This window comes from Nocardioides sp. SYSU D00065 (assembly GCF_017916425.1).
GTDB lineage: Bacteria > Actinomycetota > Actinomycetes > Propionibacteriales > Nocardioidaceae > Nocardioides.
Window position 1 is genome coordinate 163,449 of record NZ_JAFMSX010000003.1, and the last position, 23,558, is coordinate 187,006.

Genomic DNA, 23,558 nt, shown 5'->3' on the forward strand with positions numbered 1-23,558 from the left:
GTCCGCACCGGGGATCCCCATGACGTCCGGGCGCGGGCTCCCCGGCGATACTGCGGCGGTGAGCGCGCACACCCCGTCGCCCGGTGCCGAGGGCCTCGCCGAGCCGATGCGCTCACGGTGGAGCCCGAGCGTGTACGACGACGCCCACCGGCTGGCGCCCGACGAGATCGAGACCCTCCTGCGCGCCGCCCAGTGGGCACCGAGCCGGGGCAACACCCAGCCGTGGACGTTCTTCGTCTGCGAGCGCGGCGCGCCCGCCCATGCCGCGCTGGTGACCACGCTGAGCCGCGGCAACTCCGGCTGGGTCCCGCGCGCCTCGGTGGTGTTCGTGACGGCCGCGGAGATCGGCGCGGGCGACGAGCCCGGCGAGCCGACGCCGGGCGACTACGCGAGGTACGACGTCGGCCAGGCCGCGGCGCACCTCACCCTCCAGGCCCACGCCATGGGGCTGCACGCCCACCAGTTCGCCGGGTTCGACCACGCGACCCTCGCCGCTGCGTTCGGCGTGCCGGACACCCACCGGCTGCTCACCGGCATCGCGGTCGGCGTGCCCGGCGACCCCGCCGACGTCGACGCGCGCACGGCCGCCCGCGACCACCGCACGCGGGAGCGGAGACCACTGTCGGAGTGGGCGTACGCCGGCCGCTTCGGCGAGCCCTGGCGGGCGGCGGACCCGGCCGGGACCGGGGTGTCGGACCCGGTGGCAGACTCGGAGGCATGACCTCCCTCTCCGACTTCTCGGCGGTGGCCATCGACGGCACCGACACCGACCTGTCCCGGTACGCCGGCAAGGTGGTGCTGGTCGTCAACACCGCGTCGCAGTGCGGGTTCACCGGCCAGTACCAGGGCCTGCAGCAGCTCCACGACACCTACGCCGACCGCGGCCTGGTGGTGCTCGGCTTCCCGTGCGACCAGTTCGGCGGTCAGGAGCCCGGCGACGAGGCCGAGATCTCGGAGTTCTGCGAGCGCAACTTCGGCGTGACCTTCCCGCTCTTCGCCAAGGTGGAGGTCAACGGCGAGGGGGAGCACCCGCTGTTCGGCTGGCTCAAGGACTCCAAGGGCGGGATGCTCGGCGACCGGATCAAGTGGAACTTCACCAAGTTCCTCGTCGGGCGCGACGGCCAGGTCATCGACCGCTACGCCCCGACCACCGAGCCGGAGAAAATCGCCGGCGACATCGAGCGGGCGCTGGTGGGCGACGCCCGCTAGGGCAGGCTCGGCGCGTCCGGGCCGACCCGCTCGCTCAGCCACTGCGCCACTTGCGCCTCGGTGGGGGCGAGCCCGTCGCTGATCACGTGGGGCGCGACGCGCGAGAAGTAGTCGGTGACCATCCCGTCGGACTCGCGCACCAGCATGCCCGCGGCCTGCCCGTCCACGATCCACGAGCCCAGGACGACACGGTTGCCCTCGAAGCTCGGCAGCTCGGTGTAGGCCTGGTAGACCCAGCCCTCCTCGCCGTAGGCACCGGGCATCACCACGTCCTCGAGCATGTCGTCGAGGTGGATGCGGATGTTGTCGCCCTCCCGACCGTGCAGCGGCTTGGCGACCCAGCGCTGGAGGTCGCGCGGCTCGTCGAAGTACGCCGGCAGCAGCAGGCGGTGGCGCGGATACAGCTCCCACAGCACCGGCAGCAGCGCCTTGGTGCTGAGCAGCACCTTCCACGCCGGCTCGATCCACTTGGTGGGGACGCGCTCGGTCCGGTCGACGACGAAGCGGCCGAAGGGCTCGCGCAGCATCTCCTCCCAGGCGTAGAGCTTGAAGGCGTTGAGGATCGGCTCGTCGTGCACGTCGCGGAACTCGCGGGCGTCGGGGTTCCAGCCCACCTCCGCCATCGGGTGGGCGAGGGCCAGCCAGCCCGCCTGGACGGCGGTGTCCATGAGGTAGCCGACGGTCATCTCCATCTCGCCGCCGTCGTAGCTGTCCTCGTCGCCGAGGTCGTAGAGGAAGTGCAGCCGCTGGCCGGCGAAGTGCCCCGAGCGGCGCAGCTTGCGCCACCCGGCGACCAGCCGGTCGTGCACGGAGTTCCACTGGTCCATCTCCGGCATGACGTCCTCGAGCCAGCGCCACTGCACCACGCCGGTCTCGACCAGGCCGGTGGGGGTGTCGCCGTTGATCTCGAGCATCTTGATCGAGCCGTCGGCGCCGTAGGCGAGGTCGAAGCGGGCGTAGAGCGCGGGGTCACCAGCAGCGATGGAGCGGCGTACGACGTCCAGCGAGCCCGGCGGCAGCCCGAGCCGCTCGTCGCTCATCGTGCGCGCCATGTGCGAGACGGCGTGGACGCACATCTCCCACAGCTCCTCCGTGGCGGCCTCGAGCGTCTCGACCTCCTCCATGGTCACCTCGTACCAGGCGTCCTCGTTCCAGTAGGCCACCTCGGTGCCGTCGGGGCGCGGCGTCGTGGGGAAGACCAGGCCCTGCTCGACGACCTTGGTGCGCCAGTCGGGCCGGGCGCGGGAGCGGTGGCGCCACATCAGGCGATGCTGGCGCAGACGATGGCGGCGACCGACAGCGCCGTGGCGGCGGCGACGTGCGCCAGCGGGCGTACCGGGCCCGGCGCCGTCACGATCTGGCGCAGCGATCCGGGCGTCATCGCCTCGATCGCGAAGAACATCACGGTGTTGAGGGCGATGCCGAGCGCACCGAAGGCGACCGTCCAGCCCAGCGCCCACCCCAGCGAGGTCTCGCCGTTGGTCCAGATCGCGGTGAACAGCACGAGCGCGTTGGAGACCAGCCATGCCGCGGTCACCACGCCGGCGGAGCGCGAGTGGGCGTGGACCGACTCGTCGCCGTTCTCGTCGACGCCGCGCAGGTGCGTGCCGAGGTGGCCCGGCGTCGCGAGGTCGAGGACGTAGTAGGAGACCACGAGCATGGCGCCGCCGACGACGGCGTAGGCGACGGCGTGGAGCAGGGCGTTGATCAGGTCGGTCACAGTTTCTCCTGCGGTGCGGGATACGGGGTGCGGGGACGAGTGGACGGGTCGCGGGCGGCCTCAGCCGCCGAAGCCCCGCGAGCTGCCGCCGAAGCCGCCCTTGGTGGTCGACGAGCGCACGGTGCTGCCGCCGGTGGTCGGCAGGCCGCCGCGTTGGACACTGCCGTTGAGCGTGCTGCCGCGCCAGGTGCCGCCCGTGGCGGTCTGGCCGATCGCCGGGACGCGGGAGCTGGCGCCGAGGTAGTACCAGAAGAACCCGCTGCCGACGCCGTTGTAGTCGGAGTCGTCGTCGCACTCGTCGTCGTCGACCCGCTCCTGGGTCTCGGGGTCCACGCAGACGGCGGCGTAGTCGGCGCTCGAGGAGCAGCCGGTCAGGTTGGCGGCCATCACGGCCGTGATGCCGAGCGCGACGCTCGAGGAGCGCATCCGGCGGCGTACGGTCGAGGTCATGGGCGTCCTCCAGCGGGGTCGACGTCGTTCTTCTGGGTGAACAGGGCCAGCATCGCCTCGGCGACATCGGTGCGCGAGGCGTCCGCGGCGGCGTGCTCGGCCAGCCGCTCGTCGAGCCACTCCTGGCCGTGCTGGGCGGCCAGGGAGGCGAGGGTGAGGTGCTCGAGCCGGTCGATGCGCTCGTGGACGTCCTCGAGCACCATCGCGACCGCGAGCGACTCCTTGTCGTGCACGAGGGTGGCGATGACGTGGCCGATCGCGATCGGGACGAAGACCAGCATCGAGACGATGAGCACGGCGCCGACGGCTCGCCCGACGGTCGTGGAGGGGTAGAAGTCGCCGTAGCCGACGGTCGAGCCGGTGACGATCCCCCACCAGAGCCCCTCGATCGGGCCCTTGTCCTCGAGGACCGCGTAGGTGAGCGAGCAGGCCACCCAGATCCCCACCACGAGCAGCACGAGCAGGTGCGGCGCGTTGACCAGGGAGCGCAGAGGTCGACCGACGATCGCGAGTCGGCGCGTGACGGCACTGGCCACCTCGGCCATGGACTTCCCCCTGTTCCCCGGCTGTCGGCCGGACTATAGGGCTTCCCCGGTGCGGGAGGCGCAAACCTCCGCGCGATCGTCAGCGGACGAGGTCGGCGTACTCCGGGTGCTCCTCGACGTACGAGGCGACGTAGGAGCACGACGGCACGACCGCCAGGCCCCGCGCGCGGGCCTCGTCGAGCGCGCCGCGGACCAGCGTGGCGGCGTGGCCCCGGCCCCCGTGCTCCGGCGCCACCTCGGTGTGCACCAGCTCGAGGGCGTCGCCGTCCAGGCGGTAGGCCAGGACGCCGATCAGCTCGTCGCCGGACCACAGCTCGAAGCGGTGCTGGTCGGCGGCGTCCTTGAGCTCGGTGTCCATCACTCGAGCCTAGACCGACCTGACTTGCCCGTAACCCCCGCGGGGGGAGAGGGTTCTCGGCATGGCAGCAACCGCGTCGTCCTACTCGATCACCATGCGGTTGTACACCGCCCCGGACCACAGCGTCGTCGGCGCCGTCGCGACCACCATCGCGCGCAACGGCGGGGTGGTGACCGCCATCGACGTGACCGAGTCACGCCACGACCGGCTCACCGTCGACGTCACCTGCTCGGCCTCCGACGCCGAGCACTCCCAGGAGCTGGTGGCGGCGGTCGCCGAGGTCGAGGGCGTGACGGTGCACAAGGTCAGCGACCGGACCTTCCTGCTCCACCTCGGCGGCAAGATCGAGGTGACCTCCAAGGTGCCGCTGCGCACCCGCGACGACCTGTCGATGGCGTACACCCCCGGCGTCGGCCGGGTCTCGATGGCGATCCACGACAACCCCGAGGACGTGCGCAAGCTGACCGTCAAGGGCAACTCGGTGGCCGTGGTCACCGACGGCTCGGCGGTGCTCGGCCTCGGCAACATCGGGCCCGGCGCCGCGATGCCGGTGATGGAGGGCAAGGCCGCGCTGTTCAAGCGCTTCGCCGACATCGATGCCTGGCCGATCTGCCTGGCCAGCCAGGACACCGACGAGATCGTCAAGGCGGTCGAGATGATCGCGCCGGGGTTCGGTGGCATCAACCTCGAGGACATCGCGGCGCCGCGGTGCTTCGAGATCGAGGCGCGGCTGCGCGAGTCGCTCGACATCCCGGTGTTCCACGACGACCAGCACGGCACCGCGATCGTCGTGCTGGCCGCGCTGACCAACGCCCTGCGGTGCGTGGAGAAGCAGCTCACGGACGTGCGCATCGTGGTCTCGGGCGCGGGCGCCGCGGGTACGGCGATCGTCACGCTGCTGCTGGCCGCCGGAGCGCGCGACGTGGTCGTCGTCGACCGCGAGGGCGCGCTCGCCGCCGGCGACGAGTCGCTGTCGGCCGCCCACACCGAGCTGGCGGCCGCGACCAACCCGCGCCGGGTCACCGGCTCGCTGAAGGACGTCCTGGTCGGTGCCGACGTCTTCGTCGGCGTCTCGGCGCCGCGCATCCTCGACCCGGAGTGGATCCCGACGATGGCCGACAAGCCGGTCGTCTTCGCGCTGGCGAACCCGGACCCCGAGGTCGACCCGGCCGAGGCCGACAAGTACGCCGCGGTGGTGGCGTCGGGCCGCTCGGACTACCCCAACCAGATCAACAACGTGCTGGCCTTCCCCGGCGTCTTCCGGGGCCTGCTCGACGCCGGCGCCGACGAGGTCACCATCGACATGCTGCTGCGTGCCGCCCAGGCGATCGCCGACACCGTCGGCCCCGAGGAGCTGCACCCGGCGTTCATCATCCCGAGCGTCTTCCACCCCGACGTGACCAAGCGGGTGGCCTCGGCGATCAGCGGCCGGGAGAGCTGAGTCCCGGGTCGTCGCCGCGGGCAGCCTGGCGACGGCCCGACGTCAGCCGCCGACCACCCGGCGCGGCCACCAGAACCTCTCGCCGAGCGTCAGGGCGAGGGCGGGCACCAGCACGGTGCGCACGACGAGGGTGTCGAGCAGCACGCCGACGAAGATGATCGCGCCGAGCTGAGCCAGCACCACCAGCGGCAGCACGCCCAGCACCGCGAAGACGGCCGCGAGCACGATGCCCGCGCTGGTGATCACCCCGCCGGTGGCGGTGAGGGCCCGCAGCATCCCGGTGCGGGTGCCGTGCTCAGCCGCCTCCTCGCGAGCCCGGGTGACGAGGAAGATGTTGTAGTCGACGCCGAGCGCGACCAGGAACAAGAACGCGAGCAGCGGCACCCCGCTGTCCATCGCCGCGAAGTCGAAGACGGTGCGGAAGAGCCACCACGACGCGCCCATCGCCGCGGCGTACGTCGCCACCACGGTCGCGACCAGCAGCACCGGCGCGAGCACGGAGCGGAGCAGCAGCACGAGCGCGCCCAGCACCAGGAGCAGGATGAGGGGCAGGATCAGCAGCCGGTCGCTCGCCGCGTGGTCGGCCTCGTCGACCGCCTCGGCGTCGCCGCCACCGACGTGGGTGTCGTCGAAGCCGGACACCGCCGCGCGCACGTCGGCCACGACCTCGGCGGCTCGGTCGCTGCCCGGCCGGGCGTCGGGCACGACGTCGATGCGAGCGACGTCGTCCCCGCGCGTGGTGATGCGCGCCGAGGTGGTGGCCTCGAGGCCCTCGACCGCCTCCAGGACCTCCTGGGGGTCGGCGCGGGTGACGACCTGCACCGGGTCCGTCGTACCTGCCGGGAAGGACTCCGCGAGCCGCTCACCGGCGGTGATCGCCTCCGGCTCCTGCAGGAACTGGTCGGCCGGCTCGAGCCCGGTGGTGATCGACGTGGTGCCGGCGGCCAGGACCGCCAGCGCGACGACGGTGCCGGCGACGTAGGTGCGCGGGCGCCGCGCCACCGCGTCGCCCACCCGCCGCCAGACGGAGCGCGACTCGACGAGCACCGGGTCGCCCACGCGCGGGACGCGTGGCCAGAAGACCCATCGGCCGAACAGCACGAGCGCGGCGGGCAGCACCACGAGGGCGAACGTCGCCGCGACGAGGACGCCGACGGCGCACGCCACCCCGAGGCCTCGGGTGGTGGGGATCGCCGACAGCAGCAGGGTGAGGAGCCCCAGGACCACCGTGATGGCGCTCGAGCACACCGCCTCGGTGGTGCGCGCCAGGGCGGAGGCCATCGCCTCGTGCCGGGACTCGGTGGTCTTGAGCTCGTCGCGGTAGCGCGAGATCAGCAGCAGGGCGTAGTCGGTGCCGGCGCCGAAGACCAGCACGCTGAGGATGCCGACGGTCGACTCGTCCCAGGCCAAGCCGGTCGCCTCGAGCACGTTGGTCGCGACGATGGCGGAGAGCCGGTCGGCGACGGCGACGACCACGAGCGGCACCAGCCACAGCACGGGGCTGCGGTAGGTGACGATCAGCAGCACCGCGACCACGGCCGCGGTGGCCAGCAGGAGCCGGAGGTCGGCCCCGTCGAAGACCTGGCCGATGTCGGCCTGGATGGCGGCCGGGCCGGTCACCTGCACCTCCAGGCCGTCCGGCGCGTCCTCGCGCAGTCGCTCGCGCAGCTGCTCGACCCGGTCGATGTTGTCGGTGGCCGAGGACGACACGACCGGTACGACGGCCAGCGCCGCGGTCCGGTCGTCCGCGACCACCAGCGGCGGGCCCTGCGGCCGCTCGCCGGCGGGCTGCAGCGCGGCTGCCTGCTCGGTGAGCGCGTCCGTCTCCGTCCCCCTCAGCTCACCCTCGCTCGTCCACAGCACGAGGGCGACCTGTGCCTCGTCGTCGGGGAGCCGCTCGGACAGCTCCACCGCGAGGGTGCTGTCGGCGCCGCGCGGCAGCGTGTCGGTGGCGCTCGCCTCGTGCTCGCCCTCCGGCACGAGGAGGATGGCCAGGATCGCGAGCACCAGCGGCACGAGGGCCACGACCCACGCCGTACGCCTCCCGGTGATGACGCGGGCGGGGGCGGCGGACTGGTGACCGGACACGGGGGTTCCTTAGGATCAGGTTGCTCACGCAACGGATTGCTAAGTAAGTTAGCGATTGGCGGGCGCGAGTGCAAGATCAGGAATCCCCGGTCGGCCGGGGATCCCTGAACTTGTCGGCCCATGCACCGCCTGACAAGTTCGGCGTTCCCCTGACAACCCCACGACCTACGGCGAGAGGAGACACCGATGGCCCCGACTGGTCCGCCACCAGGCTGGGACGCCTCGGCCACCCTGACGGCCTTGCGCGAGCTCGTCACCACGGGTGCGCGCGTCAACCACGTCGTCGCCCGTCGCGCGGGGATCAGCGACACCGAGCTCGTCACGCTCGAGCACCTGAGCCGCGAGCAGATCGGACCTGCGGAGGTCGCCCGGCGGCTGGAGGTGAGCACTGCGGCGGCCACGGGCATCGTGGACCGGCTGGTCTCGCGCGGGCACGTACGACGCCAGCCGCACGCCGCGGACCGTCGGCGTACGGAGCTGGTGCTGACCGAGTCCGGGCGCCGCGCCGTGGTCTCGCACCTGCTGCCGATGTTCGTCGCCCTCGACCGGCTCGACCGCGACTTCTCCGACGAGGAGCGCGCGGTGGTGGAGCGCTACCTGCGCGGTGCCACGCAGGCGTTCGAGCAGGTGCTAACAACCGGTGCACCAGATACCGACGGGCGGCCCCGGGCCTGAGCCCGGAGCCGCCCGATCGGTGCTGCTCAGGTCAGCGGCGCACGCGGATCGTGCGCGTGACCTTCGTGCGCGCGAAGCCGTCGCTGGGGAGCAGCACGGCCTTGACCCTGTGGGTGCCGACGCGGAGCCTCGGCAGCCGCACCTTCACGGTGCCGTCGGCGCGGAGCCGGACGGCGTCGACGGTGCGACGGCCGACCTTGACCACGACGGTGCCGGTCGGGACCGCCCCCGGCGCGGTGACGGTGATGGTCGCCGCAGCCCGCTTCGAGACCCTCACCACCTTCTTCAGCTTCAGCGTCGCCGTGGGCTTCACCTTGCCCACCACTGCCGTGGGGGAGGTGGCCGCCACCGGCTCCCGGCCGACGGCCCGCGCGGTGACCCGCACGCTGAGCGCGGCGCCGGAGTCGGCCGCGACGACCGTGTACTCGCCCGACGTCGCGCCCTGGATGGGCGCCCCGTCGCGAAGCCACTGGACCTCGAAGGTGGCGTTGGCGGCGTTGCTCCACCGGCCCTGGTCGGCGGTGACGACCTGGCCGACCACGGGGGTGCCGTTGATCGCCGGCCTCGCGGTGTTCACCGGCGCGGGCGCCGGCTCGACCGTGACCGTGCGGCTGGCGACCGACTGGTTCCCCGCTGCGTCGCTGACGAGGTAGACGAGCTGGTAGCGACCGGCGGTGGCGGTGTCGACCTGGCCGAGGACGGCGACGCCGCCCGTCAGGTCACCGTCGCGGTCGTCGCTGACCGAGACGCCCGCGAGCGGGTCGAACGCCGCGCCGTGGGCGACGGTGTCCGCGCCAGCCAGCCTGATGACGGGTGCCACCACATCGGCGACGCCGTCGGCGGTCGCGGTGAACAGCGCCAGCTGGGAGACCTGTCCGGGCAGCTCGTCGCCGCTCGCGGCGTCCCGGCTCACGGCCTGCCAGGCGTACGTCTCGCCGATGGTCAGGCCGTCCCAGGTGACCGACGCCGGCCAGCCGGACCGGGCCGTGTCGCTGCCGATGACCTCGTCGGTCGGGTCGAGCACCACGAGCGAGTCGGTGGCGAAGCTCGTGGCCCGGTGCTGCAGCTGGATCGGCATCTTGAAGTCGTCCTCGGTGCCGTTGTAGCGGTTGCGGTCGTCGTACTCGGTGGCCCCGAAGTTGTCGAGGAACGGTGAGTAGGTGTCGACGCTCATCTCGGACCGGTCCACGTCGAACTGCAGCAGCCGGAAGAAGGACGAGCCCATCTGCAGCAGCGTGTCCGGGGTCAACGTCCCGGTGTTGCCGAGGCCCACCTCGCCGGCGCGGACCTTGTAGAACTGGTAGTCGGCGAGCAGCTCGACGACGTGGTTACCCGGGCGTCCGAGGTTCTTGCGGACCTCGATGTTGACGCCGTGCTCGTGGCCGGAGAGGACCAGGAACACGTTGGGGTTCTCCTTGACGACCGTGTTGCGCACGCTCATCCCGTCGTACGACATGCCGCCGCCGCGGCCATCGGGGTTGGAGCTCGGCGCGATGTAGGCGTGGGTCAGCACGATCGCGTTGCGGTCGGCGTACTGCTTCAGCACGCCGTCGGCCCAGGCCGACTCCTCGGCGGTGACCCCGAAGCCCAGGCTGACGACCACGAAGTCGAGGCCGCCGGCGCTGAACAGCACGTAGTTGTTGGCGTTGTCGCCCGGCTTCCACGGCTGGTACGACGCCCGCGCCGCGGTCCACCGCGGCGCCTGGGACAGGGCGGCGTAGCGCTCGGGACCGAAGTAGTCGTTGTACAGCGCGTCGGGGCCGTTGTCCTGGCCGTACTGGTTGTCGTGGTTGCCCGGGAGCACCGTGTTGACCAGGCCCGCGTCGTCGATGATCCGCTGCGCCGCCGAAGCGACCTCGTACTCGCGCATCGCCTTGGCGCGGTCGTCGCCGAGGTTGTGCCAGTTCTCCATGATGTCGCCGGTGTGCGCGGTGAACGCGATCTTGCGCTCGTCGGTGTTGGCGACGATCCACTCGGTGATGTCGGTGTAGGTCTTGCGCCACGTGTCGCGCTCAGCCTGCGTCGGCGGCTCGTCGGCACCTTCGGAGAGGTACTGCGTGTCGGTGAGGTGCGCGAGTGAGAAGTCGTAGTCGGCCGGGTCCTCGAACGCCGGCCGGACCTCGTTGGGGATGTCGTCGGCGAAGGGGTCCTCGCCCGTCACCATGATCGGCACGACGCCGTCGTGGTGGTGGCGGGGACGGACGTCCCCGGTGAGCGCGACGGCGCCCTCCGCGAGCCCGCGAGCGGTGTCGAGCGCCTCCCACGCCTGCCCGTTCCAGGCGCGCAGCGTCACGCTGCGGGTCGGGTCGACCGTGCCGGACCAGCTGATGCGCTGGCCCTCGGCCGCGCCGACGGCGACGTCGTGGCGCTGGAAGGCGATGCCGGTGGCCGAGGGGCTGGTGGCCAGCCGGCCGTCCCCGGGCTGCAGCGGAGCCGCGAGGTCCGCAGCCTGCTCGTGGGGGAACTCGAGGGACGTCGGCAGCTCGGCGACCGAGCCCTGGAACCCGTCCGCGGCGACCTTGGCCTCGGCACGGACGAAGGTCGTGGTGACGTCGTCGCCGCTCGGGTTGGTGGCCACCGACGACAGCTGCACCGACCCGCCGGCCTGGCCGGTGCGGGTGCCGCCGCCGACGGGGATGTTGCCGGACCGGAAGGTCACGGACTCGTCGATCGGTCGGCCGAAGACGTCGCTGCCGCGCAGGGTGAGCGTGTGCTCCCCGGCGCGCAGGCCGGGGCCGATCTCGTCGCCGGGGCGGACGAGCGCGCCGTCGAGGCGGTACTCGGCCGTGCGGCCCACCGCCTGCGGCGTGGAGGTCTCGACGGACAGGGTGGTCGGCCCCGTGATGCGGCTGTCCGCGGCCGGGGTGGAACCGGTGATGGTGACCGGCGCGGTGGCGAGGCCGTCGGCCAGGACGTCGCGGCGCAGGGCCAGCACGTCGGTGCGGGTCAGCGGCTCGGAGAAGACCCGGGCGGTGGCGACGGTGGCCGGCGCGAGCAGGCTCGCGCGGTTGTTGGTGCTGGCGTCGCCGCCGATGACCATGTTGCGGGCGGTCGCGTTGGGCGGCGCGGTCAGCGTTCCGACGGCCGGTGCCTGCCGGGCGAGGACTCCGTCGACGTACAAGCTGGCCACCTGGCCGTCCCAGGTGCCGACGACGTGGTACCACCGGTCGGCGACCACCGGGACGTTCAGGTTGCGGTAGGTGCCGGCGATGTTGGGGTTGAACGACAGGTTGGGTCCGTAGAGCGTGATCGAGAAGCCGCCGGCCTCCTTGGCGCCGCAGATGTTGCCGCGCTCCTCGCCACTGGCGGGGAGGTCGTCGTCGTACTTGAACGTGCACTCGACCGCGAACCCGTCGACGAGCGAGGGGTAGTCGTCGCCGAGCGGGTAGAGGTAGGCGGAGCTGCCGTCGAACTCGCCGACGTTGCGGCCGAGGGGCACGTCGGGGCGCACGACCGGCTGGTTCCACTCGGTCACGGGCAGGCCCTGGGCGCGGTCGGCCGGAGTCCCGTCGGCGAAGTCGACGTCGAGGACGTCGGCGGTCGGGGCGACCGGCTCGGCGACGGCGGCCGCCGCCAGGGCGCCGGCGTCGTCGGCAGTGAGGGCCGAGGAGTACACCCGGGCTGTGTCGATGGTGGCAGCGGCGAAGAACCCGACGCCGTTGCTCGGCTGGGCGTCGGCGCCGAGTGCGAAGTTCTGCGCGCCCGCCGACGGAGCCTTGAACACGCCCGCCGCGGCGGTCTGGGCGACCTGCTCGCCGTTGACGTACAGCACGAGCGTGGACCCGTTCCACACGACGAGCGTGTGGTACCACTCGCCGGCCTCCATCGGGAAGCGGACGTTCTTGTAGCCGCCGCCGATGTGGGCCATGAAGCCGCCGCGTCCTCCGCTGACGTACGTCGCGAAGCCGCCGGCCTCCTTGGCGCCGCAGAAGTCCTGCTCGCTGCCGCCCAGGTCGGTGCCGTCGTAGCGGAAGCTGCACTCCACCGAGAAGCTCGAGGCCATCGCGCCGTACTGCCCCGCCATCGGGTAGAGGGCGGCGTCGTCGCCGTCGAGGGCGTACGCCGTCCGGGCGCGCGCCGCGTCGGAGACGATCTCCGGGTCCCCGAACAGCGTCGGCGAGAGGTCACGCGCCGTGTCGTCGGCCGTGCCGTCGGCGAAGTCGACGTCGAGGACGTCGGCGACGGGCAGCTCGGCCGCCGCGGCGGGCGCAGCGGTGCCGGGCACGATCGCGAGGAGCGAGCCCGACACAGCCAGGGCGGCGAGGGTTGCCAGCGTCGAGCGCCGGCGGTTGCTGTGGCGTTTCACAGAGGGTTCCTGTTCGGTTGGGTCCGATGAAGACCCGAACAGGGTGTCGGCGCGCCGTGACCGGAACATGGCGGCGAGGCAGACGCGGGATGGACCGGCGCTGGCCGGTCGGCCAGGACGCGACGCCGTCGTCCTAGAGTCGCACGCTCCGGCGGGCGTGCTCACCGCTCATCGCGCGGCGTCCGCCTTGCGCTGCGTGACGAGGGCCGCGCCGACGATCCCGGCCCGGTTCTGCAGGGTCGCCGGCACCATCTCGGTCTCGACCTCGATGAGGTGCCCGAACTTGTCCCAGGACTTGCTGACCCCACCACCGATCACGAACAGGTCGGGGGTGAAGAGCCGCTCGAGGTGGCGGAAGTAGGTGGTCAGCCGCTCGGCCCACGTCTCCCAGGAGAGGCCCTCGCGCTCGCGCGCGCTGGTGGCGGCGCGGGACTCCGCGACGGCGCCGTCGATCTCGAGGTGCCCCATCTCGGAGTTCGGCACGAGGATCCCGTCGTGGATCATCGCCGAGCCGATGCCGGTGCCGAGCGTGATGACCATGACCAGGCCGCCGCGGCCCTTCGCGGCGCCGTACTCCGCCTCCGCCAGCCCAGCGGCGTCGGCGTCGTTGACGACGTGCACCTCCCGGCCCAGCGCCTCGGTGAAGATCGCGTCGGCGTCCTCGCCGATCCACGACTTGTCGATGTTGGCGGCCGACAGCACGACGCCGCGGCGCACGATGCCGGGCACGGTGACGCCGACGGGGCTGGTCGAGGCGGGGAAGCTGTCGACGATCTGCTGGAACACCCCGGCCACTGCCTGCGGCGTGGCGGGCTTGGGGGTGTCGATGCGGACCCGGTCGTGGGCGAAGTCGCCGAGCTTCAGGTCGACCGGCGCGCCCTTGATGCCGGTGCCGCCGAAGTCGATGCCGAAGGGATGCTTCATGGCGCACAACCTAGCGCCCACCCGGCGGCTGTCCGCGAGGGGAACACCCAGTGGTCGGCAGGAGGACCGACGTCGAACGGCAGCGGACGTCATGGGCTTCCGCGGTCCGGACCGGCCGTTCCCATGACGTACGCCGCCGGGGACGCCGCCGCGCCGGTCAGACCACCTCGCGGCGGTCGTCCGGCAGCCGCCGGGTCCGGCCCGTCCGGTCGAGGTGGTCGAGCAGCGGCAGCGCGACGCGGCGGGTGGTGCCGAGCCGCTCGCGCGCCGCGCTCGTCGTGAAGGGCTGCTCGAGGTCACGCAGCAGCGTGACGGCCTCCTCGGCCGCGTCGGGCGCCAGCACGATGCCGGGACCGACGCGCTGGAGCAGGCCGCTGCGCTCCGCGGCGCCGAGCGCCCGCTCGTCGAGGCCGAGGTCGCGCAGCCGGTCGGCGGTGGGCGCGGCGAAGGGGGCGGCGGCCAGGTCGCGGCGTACGGCGTCGACGGCGGCGCGGACCGCCTCGGGGAGGGCGGCTCCGGCGGATCCGTGCACCCGGCCGTCGACCACGCGCAGCGGCGCCCGCACGAGCGGGCGCACCAGCTCCGGGGCGGGCAGCCGCAGCCGCGAGGCCAGCACGGACAGCGGCGGGGCCGGGTCGAGGGGATGGGCGCGCGCGTGCTCCTCGACGAGGCCGGGGAGCCGGTCCGCGAGCGCCTGCGCCACCCGGCGGTCCACCAGCCACGGCCCGGCGGCGAGGTGGCCGCCGGACCCGGTGGCCGGGACGGGGACGCCGAGGCGGCGCAGGTGGTCGACGTGGGCGACGCCGCGGCGGGCCAGCTCGTCCGCCAGGCGCGGCGTGCCGTCCGCCGAGGCCAGCTGCTCGGCGCGGCGGGCGCCGGCGCCTCGTCGGCGCAGGCGCGGCGGGTCCGGGTCGAGCACGTCGACGCGCCACACCTGACGGCGTCCGGGATCGCGCAGCAGCGCCCGGTCGCCGATGCGCAGCGGCAGGGGACGGTCGAGCGTGAGCCGGGCGAGCCCCGGCCCGAGGGGCCGGCAGCGCACCGCCACGTCAGCGGCACCGACGTGCAGGACGGGCGACGTGGGCGGCTCGCTGTCGCCGGTGAGCCGTACGTCCACCACCCGCGAGTGGTGCCAGGCCCCGGGCGTGACGAGCACGCTGCCGCGAGCGAGGTCGTCGGTGCGCCCGGCGAGGTTGAGCGCGACCCGGGCGACGCCGCTGACGGTGTCGCGGTCGCGCCCGAGCGCCTGCACCTCGCGCACCCGCAGCACCGTGTCGCCCAGCGCCAGGCTGTCGCCGCGGCGCACGGTGCCGGCCGGCAGCGTGCCGGTCACGACGGTGCCCGCCCCTCGCACGCTGAACCTGCGGTCGACCCACAGGCGCACGTCGGCGTCCGGGTCGGGCTCGGGCAGGGCGGCCACCATCGCCGCCATGGCGGCCCGGACCTCGGCCAGGCCGGCACCGGTGCGCGCACTGACGGCAAGCACCGGCGCGCCGGCCATCCCCGTGCGCGCGAGCTCGCCGGTGGCGCGCGCCACCGCCGGCGCGGGATCGGCGAGGTCGGAGCGCGTCACCGCCACCACTGCGTGCCGTACGCCGAGCGCGTCGAGCGCCGCCAGGTGCTCGGCGGCCTGCGGCATCCACGGGTCGTCCGCGGCGACCACGAGCAGCACGGCCGGCACCGGCCCGACCCCGGCGAGCATCGTGGTGAGGAAGCGCTCGTGCCCGGGCACGTCGACGAAGGCGATCTCACCGGCCTCCGGCCACTCGGTCCAGCAGTAGCCGAGCTCGATCGTGAGCCCGCGGCGCCGCTCCTCGGCCAGCCGGTCCGGATGGGTGCCGGTCAACGCCTCGACGAGGGCCGACTTGCCGTGGTCGACGTGGCCGGCGGTCGCGACGACGTGCATCAGGCGGGTCCCGGCGCTCGCCCGACGGCGTCGACGAGGACGACGTCCTCGTCAGGGTCGACGGCGAACAGGTCGAGCAGCAGGCGGCCGCGCTCGAGGCGGCCGACCACGGGCGGGTCGCCGGCTCGCAGCGGCTCGGCGTACGCCGGCGGCAGCGACACGGCGGCGCTCGGCAGCACGACCTCGGGGGCGCCGCCACCGCCCACCGCCGCCTCGCTGTCGACAACCACCGCACCCAGGTGCTCGGGCAGCGCGGCTGCGACGGCCTCGGCGCGGGCGCGCAGCCCGGCGACGTCCCGGGCGAGCGCGGCCGGCACGGGCGGGACCGGGCCGGTGAGGGTCGCCTCCAGCGCCGCGAGCGTCAGCTTGTCGACCCGCAGCGCGCGGGCGAAGGGGTCGCGGCGCAGCCTCTCGACGAGCGCGGACCGCCCGAGCAGCAGCCCGCACTGCGGACCGCCCAGCAGCTTGTCGCCCGATGCGGTGACTAGGTCGGCGCCCCCGCGGAGCGCGGTGGCGGCGTCGGGCTCGTCGGGCAGCCGCGGGTGGGGCCGCAGCAGGCCCGAGCCGATGTCCGCGACGACCGGCGGACCCAGCGTGACCAGGTCCGCGACCGGGACCGAGGAGGTGAAGCCGCGCACCGCGAAGTTGGAGGGATGCACCTTGAGCACGAACGCGGTGTCGTCGTCGACCGCGGCCGCGTAGTCCTCCAGCCGCACCCGGTTCGTCGTGCCGACCTCGCGCAGCCGGGCGCCGACGGACTCCATGAGCTCGGGGATGCGGAACCCGTCGCCGATCTCGACCAGCTCGCCGCGCGCGATCACCACCGAGCCGCCGTCGCGGGCGAGCACCCGCGTGACCAGGGCCAGGGCGGCGGCGCCGTTGTTGACGACGTGGACCGCCTCGGCGTCGGGGACCTCGGCGGCGAGCGCCTCGAGGGTGCCGCGACCCCGGCGACCGCGGCGGGCGGTCACGAGGTCGAGCTCGACGTCCGTCGGCCCGGCCGCGGTGCGCAGCGCCTCGACCGCCGCCGCCGAGAGCGGAGCGCGGCCGAGGTTGGTGTGCACCAGGACCCCGGTCGCGTTGACCACCCGGCGCAGCGTGGTGGCGCCGGCCGGCAGCGCGGCCACCGCCTCGTCGGCGACGTCGGTGGGAGCCAGCTCCCCGGCGCGGCAGCGCTCCTGGGCGGCGACGACGACCCGCTTGACGAGCGCCGGCCCCAGGCGTGCGGCCGCCTCGCGCAGCCGAGGGTCGGCCAGGACCTGGTCGGTGCGCGGCACGGCACGCCTCGGATCCGGCACCGCACCTCCCCGCTCAACGACTGGCGGAGGCGGACGGGAATCGAACCCGCCTGGCCCAGGTGCTGGGCCACAACGGTTTTGAGGACCGCGTCCGTCACCAGACGAGAACCGCCTCCACCGTCACCCTAGCCACCGACGACCTAGGTTGACCTCATGACGTCACCTCTCCGGCTGACCCAGTACGCCGCCGGCGGCGGATGCGCCTGCAAGGTCCCACCGGGCGAGCTCGAGCGGGTGCTGGGCAACCTGCCCGGCGGCCGCGCGCAGGAGGGGGGCGACCTCGTCGTGGGCGTCGAGCACGGCGACGACGCCGCCGCCGTACGCATCCACCCCGCGCCGGACGGCACCGGCCGCGTCGTCATCCTCACCACCGACTTCTTCACCCCGGTGGTCGACGACCCCTACGACTGGGGCCGCATCGCCGCCACCAACGCGCTCTCCGACGTCTACGCGATGGGCGGCACCCCGGTCGTCGGCGTCAACCTCCTCGGCTGGCCGCGCGAGCGGCTGCCGTTCGAGCTGGCCGCCGAGGTGATGCGCGGCGGCGCGGAGGCGTGCGCCGAGGCCGGCGCGCACCTGGCGGGCGGGCACAGCATCGACGACCCCGAGCCGAAGTATGGCCTCGCGGTCACCGGGCTGGGCGACCCCGACCGCCTGCTGCGCAACGACGCGGCCGCGCCCGGGCTGCCGCTCACCCTCACCAAGCCGCTCGGCCTGGGCGTCCTCAACAACCGGCACAAGGCGACCGGCGAGCGCTTCGAGGAGGCGGTCGCGGTGATGAGCACGCTCAACCGCGACGCCTCGGCGGCCGCGGTCGAGGCGGGGCTGCGGGCCGCCACCGACGTCACCGGCTTCGGCCTGCTCGGCCACCTCATGAAGATGATGCGCGCCAGCGGCACCTCGGCGGTCGTCGACGCGGCCGCGGTGCCGTACGTCGCCGGGGCGCGCGAGTCGCTCGCCGAGGGCTTCGTGCCGGGCGGCAGCCGGCGCAACCTCGACTGGGTCCGACCCCACCTGGACGCCGGCGTCGACGAGGACGAGCTGCTGCTGCTCGCGGACGCGCAGACCTCGGGGGGCCTGCTGGTGGTCGGGGAGCTGCCCGGGCACCCGGTCGTCGGCGAGGTGGTGCCCGCCGGCGACAGCCTGCTGACGGTCCGCTGAAGCCCACCCCCCGGGGCGGTGCACCGGCCCGGACGGCAGTCCTAGGCTGCAGCAGCACGAGACAGGAATGACGCCGGCGCTCGGGGGTACTCGGGAGCGGACGCGAAGTCGACCAGGAGGCTCGGGTGACGACGGAGAAGGCGGCACGGACCAAGCGGTCGCTCCTGCCGTGGCCCGTCCTGCGGCAGCTCGCCGACGGCGACGTCCTCGGCCGCGGCCGCTCGGTGCGCTCGAAGCGGACCGACGAGCTCGAGCCGCGCACCGCCACCGCCGACCGGGTCGCGCACAGCGTGTGCCCCTACTGCGCCGTCGGCTGCGCGCAGAAGGTGTTCGTCAAGGACGACAAGGTCGTGCAGATCGAGGGCAACCCCGAGAGCCCCGTCAACCGCGGCCGCCTCTGCCCGAAGGGCTCGGCGAGCAAGAACCTCGTCACCAGCGACCTGCGCCAGACCACGGTCCGCTACCGGGCGCCCTACGCGACCGAGTGGACCGACCTCGACCTCCACACCGCGATGGACATGGTCGCCGACCGGGTGGTCCGCTCGCGGCGCGAGAGCTGGCAGGACATCGACGAGCAGGGCCGCAAGGTCCGGCGCACGATGGGCATCGCCAGCCTGGGCGGAGCGACGCTGGACAACGAGGAGAACTACCTCATCAAGAAACTGTTCACCGCGATGGGCGCCATCCAGATCGAGAACCAGGCGCGTATTTGACACTCCGCCACCGTCCCCGGTCTGGGGACCAGCTTCGGTCGCGGCGGCGCCACGGGGTTCCAGCAGGACCTTGCCAACGCTGACTGCATCGTCATCCAGGGATCCAACATGGCCGAGGCCCACCCCGTGGGCTTCCAGTGGGTCGTGGAGGCGAAGAAGCGCGGCGCGCGGATCATCCACGTCGACCCCCGCTTCACCCGCACCAGCGCGCTCGCGCACCAGCACGTGCCGATCCGCGTGGGCAGCGACATCGCGTTCCTCGGCGGGATCATCAACCACGTCCTGCAGAACGAGCTCGACTTCCGCGAGTACGTCGTCAACTACACCAACGCCGCGAACATCATCAGCGACAAGTTCCAAGACGTCGACGACCTCGACGGGCTGTTCTCCGGCTTCGACGCCGAGACGAGGACGTACGACCCGACGAGCTGGCAGTTCGCGCAGGAGGACCAGCAGGGCGACCTGGGGCGGGCCCAAGCCGACGACGCCGGCGACACCGCGGCGCAGCGCAACACCGCCAGCGGCCTGCAGAACGAGTCCCACGGCATGCAGGTCGGCAGCCGGCCGCCCCGCGACGAGACCCTGCAGCACCCGATGTGCGTCTACCAGGTGCTCAAGCGCCACTACGCGCGCTACACCCCCGAGGTGGTCGAGCAGATCTGCGGCGTCTCCCAGGAGGACTTCCTCGAGGTCTGCCGGGCGTGGACGGAGAACTCCGGTCGCGAGCGCACCACCGCGCTGGTCTACAGCGTCGGCTGGACCCAGCACAGCGTCGGCGTGCAGTACATCCGCGCCGGCTCCATCCTCCAGCTGCTCACCGGCAACATGGGCCGCCCCGGCGGCGGGATCATGGCACTGCGCGGGCACGCCAGCATCCAGGGCTCGACCGACATCCCGACGCTGTTCAACATCCTCCCCGGCTACCTGCCGATGCCGAACGCCGAGAAGCACCAGACGCTCACGGACTGGATCGACAGCGTCCGCAACCCCGGCAGCAAGGGCTTCTGGGCCAACGCCGGCGCCTACGGCATCAACCTGCTCAAGGCCTACTGGGGCGACGCGGCGACGCCGGAAAACGACTTCTGCTTCGACTACATGCCCAGGATCACCGGCGACCACGGCACCTACCGCACCGTGCTCGACATGATCGACGGCAAGGTCCAGGGCTACTTCCTGCTCGGGCAGAACCCGGCCGTGGGGTCCGCGCACGGGCGCGCGCAGCGGCTCGGCATGGCCAACCTCGACTGGCTGGTCGTGCGCGACCTGTTCGAGATCGAGAGCGCGACCTTCTGGAAGGACTCCCCGGAGGTGGCCACCGGCGAGATCGTGCCGGAGGAGTGCCGCACGGAGGTGTTCCTCTTCCCCGCCGCCTCCCACGTGGAGAAGGAGGGCACGTTCACCCAGACGCAGCGGATGCTGCAGTGGCGCGAGAAGGCCGTCGAGCCGCCGGGCGACGCCCGCTCCGAGCTCTGGTTCTTCTACCACCTGGGCCGACTGGTGCGCGAGCGCCTGGCGGGCTCCGACGACGAGCGCGACCGCCCGCTGCTCGACCTCGCCTGGGACTACCCGGTGCACGGGAACCCCGAGGAGGTCGCCGGGGGCTGGGGCGAGCCGAGCGCCGAGGCGGTGCTCAAGGAGATCAACGGCTACGAGGTCGCCACCGGGCGTCCCCTGTCGGGCTTCCTGGAGATGAAGGACGACGGCTCCACGCTCGGGGGCTGCTGGATCTACAGCGGCGTGTACGCCGACGGCGTCAACCAGGCCGCGCGCCGCCGCTCGCGCCACGACCAGTCCTTCGTCGCGCCGGAGTGGGGCTGGGCGTGGCCGATGAACCGGCGGATCCTCTACAACCGCGCCTCGGCCGACCCCGAGGGCCGGCCCTGGAGCGAGCGCAAGGCCTACGTGTGGTGGGACGAGGACACGCAGGAGTGGACCGGCCACGACGTGCCCGACTTCGAGAAGACCAAGCCTCCGTCCTACCGCGCCCCCGAGGGCTCCGACGGCGTCGCGGCGATCGAGGGCATCGACCCGTTCATCATGCAGGGCGACGGGAAGGGTGCGCTCTACGCCCCGCAGGGCCTGATCGACGGGCCGCTGCCCACGCACTACGAGCCGGTGGAGTCGCCGTTCCGCAACCTGTTGCACGGCCAGCAGGGCAACCCCACGCGCAAGGAGTACCGCCGCGCGGACAACCCGATGAACCCCGACCCGCGGGAGACCGCGGCAGCCGACGTGTTCCCCTACGTCTTCACCACCAGCCGCCTCACCGAGCACCACACCGCAGGCGGGATGAGTCGCTACGTCGAGCACCTCGCCGAGCTGCAGCCGGAGATGTTCGTGGAGGTCTCGCCGGCGCTGGCCGCCGAGCGCGGGCTCGAGCACATGGGCTGGTGCCACGTCGTCACCGCCCGGTCCGCGATCGAGGGACGCGTGATGGTCACCGAGCGGCTGCGCCCGCTGCGCGTCGAGGGCCGCACCGTCCACCAGGTCTGGATGCCCTACCACTGGGGCCAGGGCGGCCTGGTCAGCGGCGACTCGGCCAACGACCTCTTCGGCATCTCGCTCGACCCCAACGTCCTGATCCAGGAGAGCAAGGTCGGCACCTGCGACGTCCGGCCGGGTCGACGGCCCACCGGTCCCGCGTTGCGCGAGTACGTCGAGGGGTACGCCCGCCGGGCGGGGGTCGCCGACGGCGACCAGGGCCCCGTGGTGACGGCCTCGGCCGCCGCCCAGCAGGAGTCCGCGGCCGGCCAGGACGCCGCGCAGCAGCACTCACCCCAGCAGCGGGAGGACCAGTGACCGGCCCCAACAGCCTCTTCGGACCGCTCGACCCGGCACCGGACGCCGGCTACGTCGACGCGCCGAAGCGCAAGGGCTTCTTCACCGACACCAGCGTGTGCATCGGCTGCAAGGCCTGCGAGGTGGCGTGCAAGGAGTGGAACGACGTCCCGGAGAACCTCTACCAGATGCTCGGGACCTCCTACGACAACAGCCACTCGCTCAACGCCAACCAGTGGCGTCACGTCGCGTTCATCGAGCGCCCGGGCACCACCCCGGCGCCCGACCAGCCCGCGGCCGCGCCGGTCGACATCGGGATGCCGACGGTCGGCGCCGCGCCCAGCGGCGTGCCCGACGAGGCCAAGCCGGACTTCCAGTGGCTGATGTCCTCCGACGTGTGCAAGCACTGCACCCACGCGGCCTGCCTCGACGTGTGCCCCACCGGCTCGCTGTTCCGCTCCGAGTTCGGCACCGTCGTGGTGCAGGACGACATCTGCAACGGGTGCGGCTACTGCGTGGCGGCCTGCCCCTACGGCGTCATCGACCGGCGCAAGGGTCCCGAGGGTGACTCCCGCGTGGGCATCGCCCAGAAGTGCACGCTGTGCTACGACCGGCTGACCGACAACCAGCGCCCGGCCTGCGCGCAGGCCTGCCCCACCGAGTCGATCCAGTACGGCGACGTCGACGAGCTGCGCGAGCGGGCGAGCGAGCGGGTGGCCACGCTGCACGAGCAGGGCGTGATGGACGCGCGGCTCTACGGCAACGACCCGGAGGACGGGGTGGGCGGGACCGGTGCGTTCTTCCTGCTGCTCGACGAGCCGGAGGTCTACGGCCTGCCGCCGGACCCCGTCGTGACCACCAAGGACCTCCCGCGGATGTACCAGCGCGCGGGACTCGCGGCGGCCGCCATGCTCGCCGGGGTCGCGGTGTCGTTCCTGGGACGCCGGCCGTGACGCAGACGCACGACGGCAGCCCGACCCGCAGGCGGGGCAGCCGCGGCGGCGACCGGATCATGGTGCCGGAGGCCGACTTCACCTCGTACTACGGCCGGGCCATCGTCAAGCCGGCCCCGTGGGAGAAGGACATCGCCTTCTACCTCTTCACCGGGGGTGTCGCGGCGGGCAGCTCGCTGCTGGCGGCGGGCGCCGACCTCACCGGCCGGCCGGGACTGCGCCGCGTGGCGCGCCTGGGATCGCTCGGCGGCCTCGGTCTCAGCGTCGGCTTCCTGGTGCACGACCTGGGTCGACCGAGCCGGTTCCTCAACATGCTGCGCGTGGCCAAGCTGACCTCGCCGATGTCGGTCGGCACCTGGATCCTCAGCCTGCACGGCCCCTTCGCCGCCCTGGCCTCGGCCGCCGAGGTCGTCTCGATGCTGCCGGCCGGCTGGCAGCGGATCGGTCCGCTGCGGCTGGTGGCCGTGCTGGGGCGTCCCGCCGGACTGGTGGGCGCCCTCACGGCGACCCCGGTGGCGGCCTACACCGCCGTCCTGCTCGCCGACACCGCGACGCCCGCCTGGCACTCCGCGCACGAGGAGCTGCCGTTCGTCTTCTGCGGCTCCGCCTCGGCGGCCTCGGGTGGGCTCGGGCTGCTGGGGGCTCCGGTGGCCCAGGCCGGGCCCGCCCGGGCCTTCGCCGTGGGCGGGGCGCTGGTCGAGCTGGGCGCCGAGCGCCGGATGGAGCGCTCGATGGGGCTGTCCGCGGAGACGCTGCACCACGGCAAGGCAGGACGCTGGATGCGGGCGAGCACCCTCCTGACCGCCGGCGGTGCGATCGGCGCGCTCGTCGGGCGCCGCAGCCGGCTGCTGTCCGCGGTGTCGGGTGCCGCGCTGATGGCCGGCTCGCTGTGCACCCGGATGGGCGTCTACGAAGCGGGGCTCGCCTCGGCGCGCGACCCCAAGTACACCGTCGTACCGCAGCGTGAACGGGTCGACCGGGGGGAACCGGTGCGTCACCGGCAGTAGTCCCACCCACGGGAGCAGTCAAGGAG

At 73.3% G+C, this 23,558-nt stretch carries 18 protein-coding genes and 1 tRNA gene; 8 read left to right on the plus strand and 11 right to left on the minus strand.

Annotated elements, in window-relative coordinates; all coding sequences use genetic code 11:
- Window positions 1–58: 58 nt before the first annotated feature.
- Together J3P41_RS14280 and J3P41_RS14285 are read left to right on the plus strand one after the other, a co-directional pair.
- Window positions 59–721 carry a nitroreductase family protein gene (locus J3P41_RS14280; protein ID WP_307862002.1) on the plus strand — a complete coding sequence of 221 codons (663 nt, stop codon included), beginning with the start codon at window positions 59–61 and terminating at the stop codon, window positions 719–721.
- Window positions 718–1,209, plus strand: a complete 492-nt coding sequence (locus J3P41_RS14285) for a glutathione peroxidase (protein WP_210651036.1) — start codon at window positions 718–720, stop codon at window positions 1,207–1,209. The genes J3P41_RS14280 and J3P41_RS14285 overlap by 4 nt, the downstream gene beginning before the upstream one ends.
- Here the strand turns inward: J3P41_RS14285 and J3P41_RS14290 are convergent.
- The 5 genes from J3P41_RS14290 to J3P41_RS14310 form a co-directional block, all read right to left on the minus strand.
- Window positions 1,206–2,471 carry a glutathionylspermidine synthase family protein gene (locus J3P41_RS14290; RefSeq protein WP_210651037.1) on the minus strand — a complete coding sequence of 422 codons (1,266 nt, stop codon included), beginning with the start codon at window positions 2,469–2,471 and terminating at the stop codon, window positions 1,206–1,208. The genes J3P41_RS14285 and J3P41_RS14290 overlap by 4 nt on opposite strands.
- A complete protein-coding gene (locus J3P41_RS14295) occupies window positions 2,471–2,929 on the minus strand; it encodes a DUF350 domain-containing protein (RefSeq protein ID WP_210651038.1) in 459 nt (152 codons plus the stop codon). Before J3P41_RS14295 ends, J3P41_RS14290 begins: the two co-directional genes overlap by 1 nt.
- 60 nt (window positions 2,930–2,989) lie before the next feature.
- Entirely contained in the window at window positions 2,990–3,379 is a 390-nt protein-coding gene (locus J3P41_RS14300; protein WP_210651039.1) for a hypothetical protein, read from the minus strand.
- Entirely contained in the window at window positions 3,376–3,924 is a 549-nt protein-coding gene (locus tag J3P41_RS18985; RefSeq protein WP_210651040.1) for a potassium channel family protein, read from the minus strand. The genes J3P41_RS14300 and J3P41_RS18985 overlap by 4 nt, the downstream gene beginning before the upstream one ends.
- Before the next feature lie 79 nt (window positions 3,925–4,003).
- Window positions 4,004–4,282 carry a GNAT family N-acetyltransferase gene (locus tag J3P41_RS14310; protein WP_210651041.1) on the minus strand — a complete coding sequence of 93 codons (279 nt, stop codon included), beginning with the start codon at window positions 4,280–4,282 and terminating at the stop codon, window positions 4,004–4,006.
- Window positions 4,283–4,343: 61 nt separating this feature from the next.
- On the opposite strand from J3P41_RS14310, the gene J3P41_RS14315 reads away from it, so the two are divergent.
- On the plus strand, window positions 4,344–5,723 hold the full coding sequence (locus tag J3P41_RS14315; protein ID WP_210651042.1) for an NAD-dependent malic enzyme: 1,380 nt from the start codon (window positions 4,344–4,346) through the stop codon (window positions 5,721–5,723).
- 42 nt (window positions 5,724–5,765) lie between these two features.
- Here J3P41_RS14315 and J3P41_RS14320 read toward each other — a convergent pair whose 3' ends face one another.
- Window positions 5,766–7,811: an MMPL family transporter gene (locus tag J3P41_RS14320; RefSeq protein ID WP_210651043.1), complete on the minus strand. Its 2,046-nt coding sequence runs from the start codon at window positions 7,809–7,811 to the stop codon at window positions 5,766–5,768.
- Window positions 7,812–7,997: 186 nt separating this feature from the next.
- Between J3P41_RS14320 and J3P41_RS14325 the strand changes: the two genes are divergently transcribed.
- Window positions 7,998–8,486: a MarR family winged helix-turn-helix transcriptional regulator gene (locus J3P41_RS14325; protein ID WP_210651044.1), complete on the plus strand. Its 489-nt coding sequence runs from the start codon at window positions 7,998–8,000 to the stop codon at window positions 8,484–8,486.
- A 31-nt stretch (window positions 8,487–8,517) separates the two neighbouring features.
- On the opposite strand, the gene J3P41_RS14330 is transcribed toward J3P41_RS14325, so the two are convergent.
- From J3P41_RS14330 to J3P41_RS14350, 5 genes are all read right to left on the minus strand, one after another.
- On the minus strand, window positions 8,518–12,792 hold the full coding sequence (locus J3P41_RS14330; protein ID WP_210651045.1) for a LamG-like jellyroll fold domain-containing protein: 4,275 nt from the start codon (window positions 12,790–12,792) through the stop codon (window positions 8,518–8,520).
- A gap of 168 nt (window positions 12,793–12,960) precedes the next feature.
- Window positions 12,961–13,716, minus strand: coding sequence for a polyphosphate--glucose phosphotransferase (gene ppgK, locus J3P41_RS14335; protein ID WP_210651046.1), 756 nt, complete (start codon window positions 13,714–13,716; stop codon window positions 12,961–12,963).
- 157 nt (window positions 13,717–13,873) lie between these two features.
- Window positions 13,874–15,622: a selenocysteine-specific translation elongation factor gene (locus tag J3P41_RS14340; RefSeq protein ID WP_210651047.1), complete on the minus strand. Its 1,749-nt coding sequence runs from the start codon at window positions 15,620–15,622 to the stop codon at window positions 13,874–13,876.
- Window positions 15,622–16,899, minus strand: a complete 1,278-nt coding sequence (gene selA / locus J3P41_RS14345) for an L-seryl-tRNA(Sec) selenium transferase (protein ID WP_307862003.1) — start codon at window positions 16,897–16,899, stop codon at window positions 15,622–15,624. The genes J3P41_RS14340 and selA overlap by 1 nt, the downstream gene beginning before the upstream one ends.
- Window positions 16,900–16,941: 42 nt before the next feature.
- Window positions 16,942–17,036, minus strand: a tRNA-Sec gene (locus tag J3P41_RS14350).
- A 37-nt stretch (window positions 17,037–17,073) separates the two neighbouring features.
- On the opposite strand from J3P41_RS14350, the gene selD reads away from it, so the two are divergent.
- The 4 genes from selD (at window position 17,074) to nrfD (ending at window position 23,532) form a co-directional block, all read left to right on the plus strand.
- A complete protein-coding gene (gene selD, locus J3P41_RS14355; RefSeq protein ID WP_210651049.1) occupies window positions 17,074–18,081 on the plus strand; it encodes a selenide, water dikinase SelD in 1,008 nt (335 codons plus the stop codon).
- Between the two features lie 125 nt (window positions 18,082–18,206).
- Entirely contained in the window at window positions 18,207–21,593 is a 3,387-nt protein-coding gene (fdh, locus tag J3P41_RS14365) for a formate dehydrogenase (RefSeq protein ID WP_307862004.1), read from the plus strand.
- Window positions 21,590–22,525, plus strand: a complete 936-nt coding sequence (locus J3P41_RS19335; protein WP_210651051.1) for a 4Fe-4S dicluster domain-containing protein — start codon at window positions 21,590–21,592, stop codon at window positions 22,523–22,525. Before fdh ends, J3P41_RS19335 begins: the two co-directional genes overlap by 4 nt.
- Window positions 22,522–23,532 (plus strand): NrfD/PsrC family molybdoenzyme membrane anchor subunit, encoded by a 1,011-nt coding sequence (gene nrfD, locus J3P41_RS14375; RefSeq protein WP_210651052.1) that lies wholly within the window; start codon window positions 22,522–22,524, stop codon window positions 23,530–23,532. The genes J3P41_RS19335 and nrfD overlap by 4 nt, the downstream gene beginning before the upstream one ends.
- Window positions 23,533–23,558: the final 26 nt, after the last annotated feature.